General features: G+C 64.5%; 13 protein-coding genes. 4 read left to right on the top strand and 9 right to left on the bottom strand.

The window, feature by feature from the left end; genetic code table 11:
• Positions 1 to 28: 28 nt before the first annotated feature.
• The 6 genes from QA645_RS02295 to QA645_RS02270 all read right to left on the bottom strand — a co-directional run bounded on the left by QA645_RS02295 (position 29) and on the right by QA645_RS02270 (position 5,765).
• Positions 29 to 508 carry a DUF1579 family protein gene (locus QA645_RS02295; RefSeq protein ID WP_254191313.1) on the bottom strand — a complete coding sequence of 160 codons (480 nt, stop codon included), beginning with the start codon at positions 506 to 508 and terminating at the stop codon, positions 29 to 31.
• A 4-nt stretch (positions 509 to 512) separates the two neighbouring features.
• On the bottom strand, positions 513 to 1,709 hold the full coding sequence (gene sucC / locus QA645_RS02290) for an ADP-forming succinate--CoA ligase subunit beta (RefSeq protein WP_254127660.1): 1,197 nt from the start codon (positions 1,707 to 1,709) through the stop codon (positions 513 to 515).
• A 202-nt stretch (positions 1,710 to 1,911) separates the two neighbouring features.
• A complete protein-coding gene (gene mdh, locus QA645_RS02285; RefSeq protein WP_094972741.1) occupies positions 1,912 to 2,880 on the bottom strand; it encodes a malate dehydrogenase in 969 nt (322 codons plus the stop codon).
• A gap of 229 nt (positions 2,881 to 3,109) precedes the next feature.
• Positions 3,110 to 4,297, bottom strand: coding sequence for a cell division protein ZapE (gene zapE, locus QA645_RS02280; protein ID WP_254191312.1), 1,188 nt, complete (start codon positions 4,295 to 4,297; stop codon positions 3,110 to 3,112).
• A 121-nt stretch (positions 4,298 to 4,418) separates the two neighbouring features.
• Positions 4,419 to 4,955, bottom strand: a complete 537-nt coding sequence (thpR, locus tag QA645_RS02275; RefSeq protein ID WP_254127657.1) for an RNA 2',3'-cyclic phosphodiesterase — start codon at positions 4,953 to 4,955, stop codon at positions 4,419 to 4,421.
• Between the two features lie 174 nt (positions 4,956 to 5,129).
• The gene (locus tag QA645_RS02270; RefSeq protein ID WP_283053637.1) at positions 5,130 to 5,765 is read right to left on the bottom strand and encodes an arylesterase; all 636 of its coding nucleotides are present in this window, start codon (positions 5,763 to 5,765) and stop codon (positions 5,130 to 5,132) included.
• A 55-nt stretch (positions 5,766 to 5,820) separates the two neighbouring features.
• Here QA645_RS02270 and QA645_RS02265 point away from each other — a divergent pair, with 55 nt between their 5' ends.
• From QA645_RS02265 to QA645_RS02250, 4 genes are all read left to right on the top strand, one after another.
• Positions 5,821 to 6,543, top strand: coding sequence for an ABC transporter ATP-binding protein (locus QA645_RS02265; protein WP_254191311.1), 723 nt, complete (start codon positions 5,821 to 5,823; stop codon positions 6,541 to 6,543).
• The gene (locus QA645_RS02260; protein ID WP_283047904.1) at positions 6,540 to 9,110 is read left to right on the top strand and encodes an FtsX-like permease family protein; all 2,571 of its coding nucleotides are present in this window, start codon (positions 6,540 to 6,542) and stop codon (positions 9,108 to 9,110) included. The genes QA645_RS02265 and QA645_RS02260 overlap by 4 nt, the downstream gene beginning before the upstream one ends.
• Before the next feature lie 271 nt (positions 9,111 to 9,381).
• Positions 9,382 to 10,173, top strand: a complete 792-nt coding sequence (locus tag QA645_RS02255) for a Bax inhibitor-1/YccA family protein (protein WP_234684314.1) — start codon at positions 9,382 to 9,384, stop codon at positions 10,171 to 10,173.
• 236 nt (positions 10,174 to 10,409) lie between these two features.
• Positions 10,410 to 10,940, top strand: coding sequence for a GNAT family N-acetyltransferase (locus QA645_RS02250; protein ID WP_283047900.1), 531 nt, complete (start codon positions 10,410 to 10,412; stop codon positions 10,938 to 10,940).
• 101 nt (positions 10,941 to 11,041) lie between these two features.
• Here QA645_RS02250 and QA645_RS02245 read toward each other — a convergent pair whose 3' ends face one another.
• The 3 genes from QA645_RS02245 to acnA all read right to left on the bottom strand — a co-directional run bounded on the left by QA645_RS02245 (position 11,042) and on the right by acnA (position 15,745).
• Positions 11,042 to 11,413 carry a DUF2794 domain-containing protein gene (locus QA645_RS02245; RefSeq protein WP_254127653.1) on the bottom strand — a complete coding sequence of 124 codons (372 nt, stop codon included), beginning with the start codon at positions 11,411 to 11,413 and terminating at the stop codon, positions 11,042 to 11,044.
• Between the two features lie 614 nt (positions 11,414 to 12,027).
• Positions 12,028 to 12,807: a DUF1223 domain-containing protein gene (locus tag QA645_RS02240; RefSeq protein WP_283047899.1), complete on the bottom strand. Its 780-nt coding sequence runs from the start codon at positions 12,805 to 12,807 to the stop codon at positions 12,028 to 12,030.
• A gap of 217 nt (positions 12,808 to 13,024) precedes the next feature.
• On the bottom strand, positions 13,025 to 15,745 hold the full coding sequence (gene acnA / locus QA645_RS02235; protein WP_254127651.1) for an aconitate hydratase AcnA: 2,721 nt from the start codon (positions 15,743 to 15,745) through the stop codon (positions 13,025 to 13,027).
• Between the last annotated feature and the right edge of the window lie 81 nt (positions 15,746 to 15,826).

Raw genomic sequence — 15,826 nt, 5'->3', positions numbered from 1 at the left:
TGCTTTCGCGAAACTAACGAGTGAGAGGTCAGTGGATGCGGCGGTAGACGCCAGTGAGCACGTCAGCCCAGCCTTCCGCGTCCGGCGAGAACTGGATCTTCAACGAGTAGGAATTGTCGTCGATGATCTCGTAGACGTGGCGCGCATTGCCGCGGAGCGAGCCGCGCACCAGCGTCAGGGTCTTGCCGACCCACCCGCCGGAGGCGGGCGCGGGCGGCGTGTAGCCGAGTGAATCGTACCAGAACAATTTGTAGGTCCGGTCGTCGCGGTCCCAGGTGAAGATGCCGTGGGTGGCGAAGCTCCGCTTGCCGTCACGCATCTGCACCGCGTCCTGGATCAGGTAGAAGCCGTTGAGGTCCATGCGCGCCACGACATGAGAGGTGGCGGAGCCACCCTCCGTCCAGCGCGACGGAAAGACCACCTCTTCACCATTCCATTCGCCGGCGAACGCCGACAGGCGCATGTGCTCGGTGAGGGGGGATGATGCGGCGAGATGGTCCTGGGTCATGGCCTTAGCCTCCCTTGACGGCCTTCACGATCTTCTGCGCGGCGTCGTCGAGATTGTCGGCCGGCACCACGTTCAGGCCGGATTCACGGATGATCTTCTTTCCGAGCTCGACGTTGGTGCCTTCGAGGCGAACCACCAGCGGAACGCTAAGGCCGACCTCGCGCACGGCGGCGGTGACGCCCTCGGCGATCACGTCGCACTTCATGATACCACCGAAGATGTTGACCAGGATGCCCTTCACGTTGGGATCCGCGGTGATGATCTTGAACGCGGCCGCGACCTTCTCCTTGCTGGCGCTGCCGCCGACGTCGAGGAAGTTCGCCGGCGCCATGCCGTAGAGCTTGATGATGTCCATCGTCGCCATGGCGAGACCGGCGCCGTTGACCATGCAGCCGATATTGCCGTCGAGGGTGACGTAGTTGAGGTCGTACTTGGACGCCTCGATTTCCTTGGCGTCTTCCTCGGTCTCGTCGCGCAGCGCGAGCACGTCGGGGTGACGGAACAGGGAGTTGTCGTCGAACGACACCTTGGCGTCGAGCACGCGGAGCTGGCCCTGCTTGGTCACGACCAGCGGGTTGATCTCCAGCATGGCCATGTCCTTGGCGACGAAGGCCGCGTAGAGCTGCGCGGTGAGCTTCTCGGCCTGCTTGGCGAGGTCACCGGAGAGCTTCAGCGCGTTGGCGACGGTGCGGCCGTGATGGCCCATGATGCCGGTCGCGGGATCGACCGAGAAGGTGACGATCTTTTCCGGGTTGTTGTGCGCGACGTCCTCGATGTTGACGCCGCCTTCGGTCGAGACGACGAAGGAGACGCGCGAAGTCTCGCGGTCGACCAGGATCGAGAGGTAGAACTCCTTGTCGATGTCGGAGCCGTCCTCGATGTAGAGGCGGTTGACCTGCTTGCCGGCGGGGCCGGTCTGGATCGTCACCAGGGTGGCGCCGAGCATCTGCTTGGCGAATTCGGAGACCTCCGCGGCCGACTTGGCGATGCGAACGCCGCCCTTGTCGCCGGCCGAGGCTTCCTTGAACTTGCCCTTGCCGCGGCCGCCGGCGTGGATCTGGCTCTTCACCACATAGACCGGACCCGGCAGCGCCTTGGCGGCGGCTTCGGCGTCGGCGGCCTTCAGGACCGGAACGCCCTTCGAGATCGCTACGCCGAACTCGCTCAGCAGCGCTTTGGCCTGATATTCATGGATATTCATATGATCGCTCCCTGAACCCGCGGGCGGAGACCCCTAGGGGCCCACCTCAGTCTTGTGGCTGGCATACCATATACCACGAGAACTGCAACCCGGATTCTTTGACATCGGAAATCTTGGAACCGGCCCCCGTCCCGGCTAGCCGGGGCCCGGAAATGAAACCGCCGAAGACCGGGTTTCGATCTTCGGCGGGGATTGCTTGCCCTTAGCGGCCGAGAAGGTCGGGTGCGATCTTCTTGCAGGCGTCTACCAGGCCCTGCACTGCGCCGACCGACTTGTCGAAGGCCTCGCGGTCCTTGCCGGCGAGCTCGATCTCGACGACGCGCTCGACACCCTTGGAGCCGATCACGACGGGGACGCCGACATACATGTCCTTCACGCCATATTCGCCGTTGAGGTAGGCGGCCGACGGCAGCACGCGCTTCTTGTCACGCAGATAGCTCTCGGCCATCGCGATCGCCGAAGCGGCGGGCGCGTAGAAGGCCGAGCCGGTCTTGAGCAGATTGACGATCTCGGCGCCGCCGTTGCGGGTGCGGTCGACGATCTCGTCGAGGCGCGCCTGCGAGGTCCAGCCCATCTTGACGAGGTCGGGCAGCGGGATGCCGGCGACGGTGGAGTACTTCACCAGCGGCACCATGGTGTCGCCGTGACCGCCGAGCACGAAGGCGGTGACGTCTTCAACGGAGACGTTGAACTCGTCGGCCAGGAAGTAGCGGAAGCGCGAGGAGTCGAGCACGCCGGCCATGCCGACGACCTTCTTGTGCGGCAGGCCCGAGGCCTTCTGCAGCGCCCAGACCATGGCGTCGAGCGGGTTGGTGATGCAGATGACGAACGCGTCGGGGGCGTACTTCTTGATGCCGGCGCCGACCTGCTCCATGACCTTGAGGTTGATGGAGAGGAGGTCGTCGCGGCTCATGCCGGGCTTGCGCGGCACGCCGGCGGTGACGATGCAGACCTTGGCGTTGTCGAGGGCTTCGTAGGAGTTCGCGCCGGTGTAGTGCGCGTCAAAACCGTCGACCGGCGAGGACTGCGCGATGTCGAGCGCCTTGCCCTGCGGCACGCCCTCGGCAATGTCGAACATCACGACGTCGCCCAGTTCTTTCAGGCCGATGAGGTGAGCCAGCGTTCCGCCGATCTGACCGGAGCCAATCAAAGCAATCTTGTCGCGCGCCATGTGAACCTGTCCTTTAGACACGTGAGGAGGGGAAAACTGAGAGGGTGGTTATCCCTTTCGCTTCCGCCGTTCAAGTCGCCCAATGCCCAATTGTCGGGCTTGCTGCGCATCCGAGCGCAACCCTGTCATTCCCGGGCGCGCGTGGGCGTTAACCCGAAAGTCACGCACCAGATTTCGAGCTCGCCCGCGAAGGCCGGCGCGGCGGAATGACAGCGCTGGCAAATAGGACTTAAGTCTCGACCAAACCCTTGGTGGAGCCGCTGGCGGTGGAATCCTTGCGGCCGTGAGGCAGCGCCAGATAGGATTCCGAGCTCATCTCGATCAGACGCGACGAGGTCCGCTTGAACTCCATCGCCTCGTTGCCTTCGTGGGCGAGGTAGAGCGAGATCGGGTTGGCATCGGCCGAGGCCATCAGCTTCACGGCATTGTCATAGAGGGTGTCGATCAGCGTGATGAAGCGCTTGGCGGCGTTGCGCTGGGAGAAATCCATCACTGGAATATGGTCGACCAGGATCGTGTGATAGTCGTGCGCCAGCCTGAGGTAGTCGGATGCGCCGAGCGGCTTCTCGCAGAGATCGGCGAAGCCAAAGCGCGCCACACCATGGGCCGAGCACGGCACGTGCAGGGTGCGGCCCTTGATCTGGATGTCGCGCGACTTGCACTTGGCGTTGCCGGTCATCTTCGCCCAGGCTTTGTTGAGCGCAGCATCGGCGTCGCCATCCGCAGGCGTCAGCCACATCGGCACGCCCTGAAGTTTTTCCAGCCGGAAATCGGTGCGCGCATCCAGCCGTCGCACGTCCATGTGGTCGGTGATCTGCTTGATGAAGGGCAGGAACAGCGCGCGGTTCAGGCCGCCCTTGTAGAGATCGTCGGGCGCGACGTTGGAGGTCGCGACCACGACGGTGCCGAGCTCGAACAGCTTCGCGAACAGGCGGCCGAGGATCATCGCGTCCGCGATGTCGGTGACGTGGAATTCGTCGAAGCAGAGCAGCCAGCTTTCCTCGAAGATCGCATGCGCGGTCAGCGCGATGACGTCGCCGTCGGCGATCTCGCCGCGCGCGATGCCCTGGCGATAGTCGTAGATGCGCTCATGCGCTTCCGCCATGAATTCGTGGAAATGCGCGCGCCGCTTGTGCTCGACGGTGGAGTGCTGGAAGAACAGATCCATCAGCATGGTCTTGCCGCGGCCGACCTCACCATGGACGTAGAGTCCGCGCGGCGCCTCATCCTTGTCGCCGCCGCTGAACAAGCGGGCGAGCAGCCCCTGCTTGCGCTGCGGCTTGTAGTTCGCGAGCCGCAGGTCGAGCGCCGTGTAGGCCTCGGCGACGTCGGCCTGCGCGGCATCGGGCTCGATCGCGCCGGAGGCGATCTGGGCCTGATATGCTTCGCTGAAGGAGGAATTCTGGGTGGAGAGCATCGCTCCTTACCGCCAGAGACCGGCGGAAATTGCAAGCCGTCAATTGGTGCGGGGCGCTATGCGTTCCCCGTCCCGCTGCGCAGAGCGGGGACCCACTGTTTCGTACATCGTCGCGAGCGACCTACTCGCACAGCTCGTAGGCGTCCTCGACCACATAGGGGCCGCCGCCGGTCGACGCACGCGACGAGAACAGCACGAACCGCTCCGCCATGAACGCCTTGCTCGGGAAGTAGCCGCGGATCGAGAGATAGTCGGCGACGTCACGGTCGGTGGCGTCGTGCAGCCGGGCCAGCGTGACATGCGGAATGAATTTGCGCCCTTCGGGATCGAGGCCGATCCGCTGCATCATGCGTTCGAGCTCGGCCTGCAATTCCATCAGCGGCCTGCTCGGCGCGATGGTGGCGACCACCGCGCGCGGCTTGCGGCCGCCGAAGCTTTGCAAGCCCTGCACTTTCACTTCGAAGGGCTTGCGGTCGACACGAAACAACATCGATGCGATCTCGTTGGCGGAGATGCCGTCGATGTCGCCGATGAAGCGTAATGTAACGTGATAATTTTCGGGATCGATCCACCGGGCGCCGGGAAGGCCGCCCCTGAGATTGGAAAGCGACTGGCCGATCTCGGCCGGAATTTCCAGACCAGTGAACAAACGCGGCATCGTTTCTCACTCCCGATGCTTGGGTACGGTCCTCTCAGCAAGGACCCTATCCAAATTAGAGCCGGCGACGAATCACCGGTACCCTGATTCCTATCGCAGTTGTGTGACTCTGCGAAGTGTTGCCAAGGCTACACCGGGAAAACCCTGGGTGTTAGGGTTAGCATTGCCTGCTTTTCAACGGCGCTGCTCGCCGATCGTGCGCAGGAATGCCTCCACCGTGGGCAGCATCTTGTTGACGACGATGTCGACGCCTTCAGCGGTCGGATGAATGCCGTCGGCCTGATTGAGCTTGGCATCGGCCGCGACACCTTCGAGGAAGAAGGGATAGAGCGGCAGATCGAACTGTTTTGCCAAATTCGGATAAATCGAATTGAAGCGCGCGCCATAGTCTGCGCCGAAATTCGGCGGCGCCAGCATGCCACACAGCATCACGGCGATCTTGCGCGCCCTGAGACGCGTAACGATGTCGGTCAGCGCCGCGCGCGTCAAGTCGGGATCGATGCCGCGCATCGCGTCGTTGGCGCCGAGCTCGACGATGACGCCCTCGGTTCCCTCGGGCACCGACCAGTCGAGCCGGTCGCGGCCGCCGGACGAGGTGTCGCCGGAGACGCCCGCGTTGATCATGTCAACCGCTATGCCTTTGGCCTGCAAGGCCTTTTGCAGCTTGGCCGGAAACGCCTCCTGGGCCGGAAGGCCGAGACCGGCGCTCAGGGAATCGCCCAGAACGACAAGCTTGATCGGCTTTGTCGTTTCTGCCCAAGCCGGGCCACCGACCGTCATCAAAGCGAGCATCAACACGGCTATGTGCATGAAGAAACCGTAACGCCTCTCGACCGCGCGTGCGGAGTTGCCATATGACCGGACCATGGACAGTCGCATCGAATCCTCTTCGCTCGCCGGCACCGCGCCGGACACCATCGCCATCTCCAACGTCAATCTCTCATTGGGGTCGGGGGCGGCACGCGTTCACATCCTCAAGGATATCAGCTTGCGCGTCGGCTCGGGGGAGACGATCGGCCTGATCGGCCCGTCAGGCTCGGGCAAATCCACGCTGCTGATGGTGATGGCGGGGCTGGAGCGTCCTGATAGCGGAGAGGTGGTGGTGTCAGGCACGCCTTTCAATGCCCTCGACGAGGACGCGCTCGCCCGCTTCCGCGGCCGCCAGGTCGGCATCGTCTTCCAGTCCTTCCATCTGATCCCGACCATGACGGCGCTGGAGAACGTCGCCGTGCCGCTCGAGCTCGCCGGCAATCCCGATGCCAACAAGCGCGCAGCCGAGGAGCTGCAATCGGTCGGGCTCGGCGATCGCCTGCATCATTATCCGACGCAGCTCTCCGGCGGCGAGCAGCAGCGCGTCGCGCTGGCGCGCGCGCTCGCACCCGATCCCGCCATCCTCGTCGCCGACGAGCCGACCGGCAATCTCGACGAGGCGACCGGCAAGCAGATCGTCGATCTCCTGTTCACCAAGCATGCCGAGCGCGGCATGACGCTGGTGCTGGTCACGCACGATTCCTCGCTCGCGCATCGCTGCGATCGCGTGATCCGCCTGCGCTCGGGCCGGATCGACACGCAGACGACCAACGCATGAGCATTGCTGTCGAACCGTTTGCGAAGCCGAACGGCGTCGCGCTGTCGCTGCGCTATGCCTTGCGCGAATTGCGCGGGGGCTTGCGCGGCTTCTACGTCTTCATCGCCTGCATCGCGCTCGGCGTGATGGCGATCGCCGGCGTCGGCTCGGTGTCGGCGAGCCTCAGCGACGGCCTTGCCCGCGAGGGACGCACGCTGCTCGGCGGCGACGTCTCCTTCGTGCTGTTCCAGCGCGAGGCGAAGCCCGAAGAAGTGGCCTTCCTGCGCTCGCGCGGCACCGTCTCCGTGGCTTCCACCCTGCGCGGCATGGCGCGCGCGGCCGACGGCAAGCTGGCGCTGGTCGAGATGAAGGCGGTCGACGACACCTATCCGATGCTCGGCCAATTGACGCTGGCGCCGCAAGTCCCGCTGACCGATCTGCTCGCGATGCGCGACGGCGCATTCGGTGCCGCCGCCGACCCGACGCTGCTGGCGCGGCTGTCGCTCAAGATCGGCGACCGCGTCACCATCGGCTCGGCGACGTTCCAGATCCGCTCCAGCGTCGAGGCCGAGCCCGACAAGCTCGCCGGCGGCATCGGCTTTGGTCCGCGCTTCCTGATCAGCGAGGTGGCCCTGCGCGCCACCGGGCTGATCCAGCCCGGCAGCCTGGTGCGCTGGGTCTACCGCGTCAAACTGCCGGACACCGCCAACAGCGATCGTGCCACCGACGCCTTCATCGCGGACGCGCGCAACGCCGCGCCGCAGGCCGGCTGGGAAGTCCGCAGCCGTTCCAATGCCTCGCCGCAGCTCGAGCGCAATATCGGCCGCTTCACGCAATTCCTGACCCTGGTCGGCCTCGCCGCCCTGCTGGTCGGCGGCGTCGGCGTCGCCAACGCCGTGAAGAGCCATATCGACCGCCGGCTCGAGGTGATCGCGGCCTTCAAGGCCGTCGGCGCCACGGGCCGCGACGTGTTCGGCATCTACCTCGCGCAAGTCGTCCTGCTCGCCGGGATCGGCTCGGTGATTGGGCTGGCGCTCGGCGCGGCGATGCCGTTTGCCATCGTCGGCCTGTTCGGCAAGCTGTTGCCGCTGCCGGTGGTGCCGGCGGTGCATGCCGACGAGCTCGCGCTGTCCTTTGTCTACGGCCTGCTGACCGCGCTTGCCTTCGGCCTGTGGCCGCTCGGGCGCGTGCACGACGTGCCGGTCGCCGCACTGTTCCGCGATACCATTGCTTCCGAATGGCACCGGCCGCGCTGGAGCTATCTCGCATTCATGGGCGTCGTGGTCGTCCTGCTGGTTGCGGTCGTGATCGGCCTGTCCTTCGACAAGCGCATCGCTGCGGTGTTCGTGGCCTCCTCCGTCGTCGTGTTCGCCGTGCTGCGCGGCGTCGCCGCCGTGCTGATGGCGATCGCGCGCCGGCTGCCGCGCACGCGCTTCACCATGCTGCGGCTGGCGATCGCCAACATCCACCGGCCGGGCGCGCTGACGCCCTCGGTCGTGCTCTCGCTCGGCCTTGGGCTGGCCGTGCTCGTCACCATCACCCAGATCGATGGCAATCTGCGCCGGCAGTTCCTGGCCGCGCTGCCCGATCGCGCGCCGGCGTTCTACTTCATCGACATTCCGAGCACCCAGGCCGCACCGTTCGACGATTATCTGCGCCAGATCGCCCCCGGCGCGAAGGTCGAGGACGTGCCGATGCTGCGCGGGCGCATCGTCGCCGCCCGCGGCGTCCGTGCCGAGGATCTCAAGCCCACCACCGATTCCGAATGGGTGCTGCAGAGCGACCGCGGCCTGACCTATACCGGCGAGCTGCCGAAGGGCTCCAAGGTGGTCGAGGGCGAATGGTGGGGCGCCGACTATTCCGGCCCGCCGCTGGTCTCGATGGAGAAGAAGATCGCCGACGGCCTTGGGCTGAAGCTCGATGACGAAATCGTCGTCAACGTGCTCGGCCGCGACATCCCGGCGAAGATCGGCAATCTCCGCACCATCGACTGGCAGGGGCTCGGCATCAATTTCGTGCTGGTGTTCTCGCCGAACGCGTTCAAGGGCGCGCCACACACCCACATCGCGACGCTGACCGAAGCCGGCGGCGATGCGACCGGCGACGGCAATATCATCAAGCAGGTCGCGGACGCTTACCCAATGGTGACGAGCGTGCGCGTGCGCGAGGTGATGGAGACGGTCGGCGCGGTCGTGACCAATCTCGCACTCGCCATCCGCGGCGCCAGCGCCGTGACCCTGATCTCGGCGATCCTGGTGCTGGGCGGCGCGCTCGCCGCCGGCCATCGCCACCGGGTCTATGACGCGGTGATCCTGAAGACGCTCGGCGCCACGCGGCTGCGGCTGCTCGGCGCCTATGCGCTCGAATATCTCCTGATCGGGCTTGCCACCGCGGTGTTCGGCGTGATCGCCGGCAGCATCGCGGCCTGGATGATCGTGACGCGGCTGATGACCCTGACCTTCGTCTGGCAGGCCGGCAGCGCGGCCGGCGTGGTGGTTGCCGCCCTGGTCGTCACCGTCGGGCTCGGGCTCGCCGGCACGCTGCTGGCGTTGAACAAAAAGCCCGCCACAGTGTTGCGCAATTTGTGACAAAAGGTAGCGGGTGACTACGCTGGAGCGGAATCGCACGATTCCTGCAATTAACCACGCCTGCTCGCCTGAATTGCGCGCCAAGGGCGACATTCGGCCGCGCGTGGACGGTTGCAGCGAATGTGTTAGTTTCCCACATATCGGATGGGTTCGGAGACCCGATTGTTAGCCAAAATTAATGTCGGCAGACATCGGTATCCGAGATAGAATTAGACGACCCGGCGGCATGGCAACCCTCGTGCCGGACCGGGCAACCAACGGGAATTCGACCATGTCGGACCTAGACCGCAATTACGCTTCTCCTTTCGGCCGGGCCGCCGGGCGTGTTGACGCCGCGACGGTCGACGCCGGTCTGCGCGCCTACATGCTGCGCATCTACAATTACATGAGCATTGGCCTGGCCATCACCGGTCTGGCCGCGCTCGGCGTTTACATGGCTGCCGTGACTGACGTTCCGACCCCGGAAGCCGTCCGCGTCGGCAAGCTGTTCCTGACGCCGTTCGGCTACGCGATGTTCGTGAGCCCGCTGAAGTATCTGTTCATGCTGGCGCCGCTCGCCATGGTGTTCGTGATCTCGGCCGGCATCAACCGTCTCGCCCCCTCGACCGCCCAGATCCTGTTCTGGGTGTTCTCGGCGCTGATGGGCATCTCGCTGTCCTCGATCTTCCTGGTGTACACGCACACCTCGATCGTGCGGGTGTTCTTCATCACCGCGGCGACCTTCGGCGCGCTGAGCCTCTACGGCTACACCACCAAGCGTGACATGAGCGGCATGGGCTCGTTCCTGTTCATGGGCCTGATCGGCATCATCATCGCGAGCCTGGTCAACCTGTTCCTGGCCAGCACGGCGTTGCAGTTCATCGTGTCGGTGGTCGGCGTCCTCGTGTTCGCGGGCCTCACCGCCTGGGATACGCAGCGCCTGAAGAACGACTACATCTACGGCTACGCCTCGGCCGGCGGTGACATCGCCGAGCGTGCGGCGATCTCCGGTGCGCTGTCGCTGTACTTGAACTTCATCAACCTGTTCACGCTGCTGCTGCAGCTCCTCGGCCAGCGCGACTAAGCGCCAGACCCGAGAGAACGGACACGAACCCCGGCCGAAAGGCCGGGGTTTTTGTTTGGGCCTGGCTCTCGTCGATGCCAGCGACGACTTGTCCGCAAAAGCCTTTGGCGAAGACGGAGGCAATCCAGAGCCCCGACGCGGACGCATTTCTGGATTGCTTCGCTGCGCTCGCAATGAGGGGTAAGGAAGCATCCCTGCCCCTTCCAGCCGTGGCGGGAACGCTCTAATCTTCCCCCATGTCCGCACCCGAAATCAGGCCCACCACCGAGGCCGACCTCCCCGCCATCACCGCCATCTATCAGCAGGCCGTCCGCGAGGGCACCGCGACGTTCGAGCTGGAACCGCCCGACCTCGCCGAGATGACGCGGCGCTACCGCGCGCTGGTCGACGGCGGCTATCCCTATTTCGTCGCCATCCTCGACGGCCGCGTCGCCGGCTACGCCTATGCGGGCGCCTACCGGCCCCGCCCGGCCTATCGCTTCACGGTCGAGAACTCGATCTATCTCGACCCCTCCTTCCATCGCCGCGGCATCGGCTCGATGCTGCTGGAGCGGCTGATCACCGAATGCGAGGGGCGCGGCTTCCGCCAGATGATCGCGGTGATCGGCGATTCCGCCAATGCCGGCTCGATCGGCGTGCACACCAGGGGCGGCTTCAAGATGATCGGCACGCATCCGAATGTCGGCCTGAAATTCGGCCGCTGGCTGGATACGGTGATGATGCAGCGCGATCTGGGCGAGGGCGCGAAGACGGTGCCGGGGAAGTAGGTCTCGTAGGGTGGGCAAAGCGAAGCGTGCCCACGATCTGTGGCGATAGAGAAAGAGGGTGGGCACGGCGCTTTGCGCACCCTACGGCACTGATCGTGTGGTCAGACCACCGCCAGCTTCCGGTCGATCACCAGCAGCACGCGGTCGAGCTCGTGGCCGCGGCGCAGGATCAGGCCGGTCGCCGTGATCACGCTGTACATGCCCTGCTTGCGGGCCAGCCGCGGATCCTTCTCGATGCGATAGATCGGCACTTCGGAGGCGCGGCGATAGACCGAGAACACCGCACGGTCCTTCAGGAAGTCGATGGCATAGTCGCGCCACTCGCCGTCGGCCACCATGCGGCCATAGAGATTGAGAATTCGGTTCAGCTCGAGCCGGTTGAACGTCACCCGGTTCGGCTGGGCGTTCGCAGCGGCGGGGCGCGCCACTGCGCGCTGCTCGCTCGGATCGGCATCCTCCGGCGTCAAACTCATGCAGCGCCTCCTGTCGCATCAGCACGACCCGCCTCCGCGAAGACCGTCCCCGGAGCCGCGGATCATGACAATTGCATGATTGCGCCAACCGTTCCCCACCGCAAGGGCCTCTTGAAAGACCTCTTGAGGGACGGCTGCTCAGCTCGCCCGGGTTGCGAATCATGACACACGCAACGGTGGAACTTCTCAGCGGCAAACCGTCACGGGATCGTTAGCAGGAATCACAGGATCGCCGCTTTTCCGCCCATCGCCCGCCGCCCTGCATTGCGAAAAGACTTGTGTGCGTTGACCCGGTCCTTTCGGTTCCGGATTCCTCAGCCCCCAGCCCCCCGGGGTCGGACAGGATCGGGTCTGTACGCGCGACAAGGAGGGCCAACGCAAGTTGGTCCTTTTTTGTTTGTGTCGGGGTGTTCCCGCCGACGCACTCCCTCTCTCCGAACATGTGCGCAGGAAAAACTCTCCCCTCATCCTGAGGAGCCGCGAAGCGGCGTCTCGAAGGATCGAGGCCCGAGATGCGTCAGCGGGCCTGCATGGTTCGAGACGCGCGCAAGAGCGCGCTCCTCACCATGAGGGGCTAGACTGATCGTATATCAGGAAGAAGTTCGAAGCGCGCTTCAGTGCAGCGACGTGTACGCCGCGCCCAGCATCGCACCGGGCTTCTCGCGGCTGCCGTCCTGGACATAGACCACCGCGCCGTCGACGCCATCGCGCGAGGTGAGATTCTCCAGCGGGACCGTCCAGCTTTCCGGATGTCCGTTCCAGTCGCCGACCTTGAGCAGATTGCGCACGACGTTGTGGTAGGTGATCTGCTGACCGCGATTTTCGCCGCGGCTGATTTCGATCGGCACCGACTTCGCAATCGAGCAGATCCAGACCTCGCCGTGCGAGATCGCCGGCTCCTTGCTCGCCGCCACCGACACGTTGATCTGTTTGCCTGCCAGCGACATCGTCACCGGCACGCTCATCACGCCTGTGCCCGCGTCGGTCTTGCCGATCGCGCTTTCGATGCCGGCGCGATCGCTGCCGATGACGTGGGTGGCGCCGTTGACCACGACCTGCGGCGTGTAGACCTCGCGGTCACCGCGCATGCGTGAATAGGCGCGCTGCCGCGCCGAGAAACGTGAATCCGCCAGCGTGTCCTTCCAGCCGAGATAGTCCCAATAGTCGATCGGCATGCTCAGCGCGATGATCGAAGGATCCTTGGCGAGGTCGCCGATGACCTTGTCGGCGGGCGGGCAGGACGAGCAGCCCTGCGACGTGAAGAGCTCGACCACGGCGCGGGGATCGGCCTGGGCGGGACGGATGACAGCGACGATTGCGCAGATGCCGAGCGCTCCCGACCAAAGTGCGCCGGACCATCGCGAAACCAAATGAGAAGCCATCATTCCAGTCATGTCGAACGTCACATCTCGTCGTCGGGGAGGGATATCCTATCGCCTGATGGTCACCGTAATCTTACGGGCGCGGCACATTCAACCGTCCGATGCGAACTGTTCGCCGGGCGGGCCCATCTGAAACATGCCGCAAACGTACAAAGGCGGCCTTGTGATAGGCCGCCTTCGTTTAACCTTCTACTCACGTCGCGGTGAGCCACCGTTCACAAATTCGCGCTTAGGCCGCGAGCTTGCGCAGCACATAGTGCAGGATACCGCCGTTCCGGTAGTAATCGAGCTCGTCCAGCGTATCGATGCGGCAAAGCAGCGAAACGCGCTGCAACGAACCGTCGCCGGAGACGATTTCCGCGGTCAGCTTCTGGCGCGGCTTCAGGTCGCCGACCAGGCCACGCAGCGTGACCTTCTCGTCGCCCTTCAGGCCGAGCGACGACCAGGAGGTGCCGTCCTCGAAGGTCAGCGGCAGCACGCCCATGCCGACCAGGTTGGAGCGATGGATGCGCTCGAAGCTCTGGCAGATCACGGCGCGAACGCCGAGAAGACGCGTGCCCTTCGCGGCCCAGTCGCGCGACGAGCCGTTGCCGTATTCGGCGCCCGCGAACACCACCAGCGGCACCTGCTCCTGCTGGTACTTCATCGCGGCGTCGTAGATCGACATCTGCTCGCCGTCGGGCCAGTGCTTGGTGAGACCGCCTTCCGGAATGTTTCCATCCGCGCCCTTCAGCATGAAGTTCTTGATGCGGATGTTGGCGAAGGTGCCGCGCATCATGACTTCATGGTTGCCGCGACGCGTGCCGTACTGGTTGAAGTCGGCGGGACGCACCTGGTGCTCGCTGAGATATTTGCCAGCAGGCGAGGTGAGCTTGATCGAACCGGCCGGCGAGATGTGGTCGGTGGTGATCTTGTCGCCGAACATGGCGAGGATGCGCGCCTCGACGATATCGGTGACGGGCTCCGGCTCCTTCTTCATGCCGTCGAAATAGGGCGGGTTCTGCACATAGGTCGACGACATGTTCCAGCGATAGGTCTCGCTCTCGACCGTCTTGATCTTGCGCCAGTTGGTGTCGCCCTTGAACACGTCGGCATACTTCTTCTTGAAGATCGACGCGGTCACGAACTTCTTCATGAAAGCGTTGATCTCCTTCGTCGTCGGCCAGATGTCCTTGAGGTACACCGGCTTGCCGTCCTTGCCTTCGCCGAGCGGCTCGACGGCAAGGTTCTTGGTGACGCTGCCGGCGAGCGCGTGTGCGACGACCAGCGGCGGCGAGGCCAGATAGTTCGCCTGCACGTCCGGCGAGACGCGGCCTTCGAAGTTGCGGTTACCGGAGAGCACGGCGGCGGCGACGATGCCGTTGTCGTTGATCGACTTCGAGATCTCTTCCGGCAGCGGGCCGGAATTGCCGATGCAGGTGGTGCAGCCGAAGCCGACCAGGTTGAAGCCGACCTTGTCGAGATCTGCCTGCAGGCCGGAATCGGCGAGATAGCCCGCGACCACCTGGCTGCCCGGAGCCAGCGAAGTCTTCACCCACGGCTTTGCCTTCAGGCCCTTGGCGGCGGCGTTGCGCGCCAGGAGGCCGGCGCCGATCAGCACGCTCGGGTTCGAGGTGTTGGTGCAGGAGGTGATGGCGGCGATCACGACGTCGCCATGGCCGATCTCGTAGTTCTTGCCCTCGACGGCAAAGCGCTTGTTGGGCTCCTCCGCCTTCTTGTACTCGGTGCCGAGCGCGAGCGAAAAGCCTTCGGCGACCGACGGCAGCGCGATGCGGCCTTCGGGACGCTTCGGACCGGCCATCGACGGCACGACGTCGGCGAGATCGAGCGTCAGCGTTTCCGTGAACACCGGATCAGCCGACTTGGCGGTGCGGAAGAGCCCTTGTGCCTTCGCATAGGCCTGCACCAGCGCGACGCGCGGTGCGGCGCGGCCGGAGGTCTTGAGGTAATCGATCGCGGCAGCGTCGACCGGGAAGAAGCCGCAGGTCGCACCATATTCCGGCGCCATGTTGGCGATGGTCGCCTTGTCGGCGACGGAGAGATTGTCGAGGCCGGGGCCGAAGAACTCGACGAACTTGCCGACCACGCCGAGCTTGCGCAGCATCTGCGTGACGGTCAGCACGAGGTCGGTCGCGGTGACGCCTTCCTTCATCGCGCCCTTCAGCTTGAAGCCGACGACGTTGGGCAGCAGCATCGACAGCGGCTGGCCGAGCATGCAGGCTTCCGCCTCGATGCCGCCGACGCCCCAGCCGAGCACGGCGAGACCGTTGACCATGGTGGTGTGGGAGTCGGTGCCGACGAGCGAGTCGGGATAGGCGACCTCGAAGGTGCCGGTCTTCTTGCCGACCGTCATCTTCTCCTTCTTGGTCCACACCGTCTGGGAGAGATATTCGAGATTGACCTGGTGGCAGATGCCGGTGCCGGGCGGCACGACTGAGAAGTTCGAGAACGCCTTCTGGCCCCACTTCAGGAACTCGTAGCGCTCCTGGTTCTGCTTGTACTCCTCGGCGACGTTCTTGCCGAAAGCCTTGTTGTCACCGAAGAAGTTCACGATCACGGAGTGGTCGATGACGAGATCGACGGGGACCAGCGGATTGATCTTCTCGGCATCGCCGCCGAGCTTCTGCATCGCGTTGCGCATCGCGGCGAGATCGACCACAGCCGGCACGCCGGTGAAATCCTGCATCAACACGCGCGCCGGGCGGAATGCGATCTCATGCTCCAGCGACTTCTTGCGCAGCCACTTCGAGACCGCGACGATGTCCTCTTTCTTGACCGAGCGGCCGTCCTCATTGCGGAGGAGGTTCTCGAGCAGGACCTTCATCGAATAGGGAAGTTTCGAAATTCCCTTCAGACCATTCTTCTCGGCCGTGGGCAGGCTGTAATACACATAGGTCTTGGCGCCGACCTTGAGGGTCTTTTTGCATTTGAAGCTGTCGAGCGAGGTCATGTAGGAAATCCCAATTGTTAGTTATACCCGGCAGGGGGTATTTTAACACCGTCAGCGAATCCGGCTGGGTCGCTTGCAGGG

The organism is Bradyrhizobium sp. CIAT3101, from assembly GCF_029714945.1.
In the GTDB taxonomy this organism is placed as follows: domain Bacteria; phylum Pseudomonadota; class Alphaproteobacteria; order Rhizobiales; family Xanthobacteraceae; genus Bradyrhizobium.
This window is presented reverse-complemented; position numbering and strand designations above follow the sequence as displayed.

Coding starts and splice junctions, on each gene's coding strand:
- QA645_RS02295 (WP_254191313.1), bottom strand. CDS start 508: ATGACCCAGGACCATCTCGCCGCATCATCCCCCCTCACCGAGCACATG.
- sucC (WP_254127660.1), bottom strand. CDS start 1,709: ATGAATATCCATGAATATCAGGCCAAAGCGCTGCTGAGCGAGTTCGGC.
- mdh (WP_094972741.1), bottom strand. CDS start 2,880: ATGGCGCGCGACAAGATTGCTTTGATTGGCTCCGGTCAGATCGGCGGA.
- zapE (WP_254191312.1), bottom strand. CDS start 4,297: ATGCTCTCCACCCAGAATTCCTCCTTCAGCGAAGCATATCAGGCCCAG.
- thpR (WP_254127657.1), bottom strand. CDS start 4,955: ATGCCGCGTTTGTTCACTGGTCTGGAAATTCCGGCCGAGATCGGCCAG.
- QA645_RS02270 (WP_283053637.1), bottom strand. CDS start 5,765: ATGCACATAGCCGTGTTGATGCTCGCTTTGATGACGGTCGGTGGCCCG.
- QA645_RS02265 (WP_254191311.1), top strand. CDS start 5,821: ATGGACAGTCGCATCGAATCCTCTTCGCTCGCCGGCACCGCGCCGGAC.
- QA645_RS02260 (WP_283047904.1), top strand. CDS start 6,540: ATGAGCATTGCTGTCGAACCGTTTGCGAAGCCGAACGGCGTCGCGCTG.
- QA645_RS02255 (WP_234684314.1), top strand. CDS start 9,382: ATGTCGGACCTAGACCGCAATTACGCTTCTCCTTTCGGCCGGGCCGCC.
- QA645_RS02250 (WP_283047900.1), top strand. CDS start 10,410: ATGTCCGCACCCGAAATCAGGCCCACCACCGAGGCCGACCTCCCCGCC.
- QA645_RS02245 (WP_254127653.1), bottom strand. CDS start 11,413: ATGAGTTTGACGCCGGAGGATGCCGATCCGAGCGAGCAGCGCGCAGTG.
- QA645_RS02240 (WP_283047899.1), bottom strand. CDS start 12,807: ATGACTGGAATGATGGCTTCTCATTTGGTTTCGCGATGGTCCGGCGCA.
- acnA (WP_254127651.1), bottom strand. CDS start 15,745: ATGACCTCGCTCGACAGCTTCAAATGCAAAAAGACCCTCAAGGTCGGC.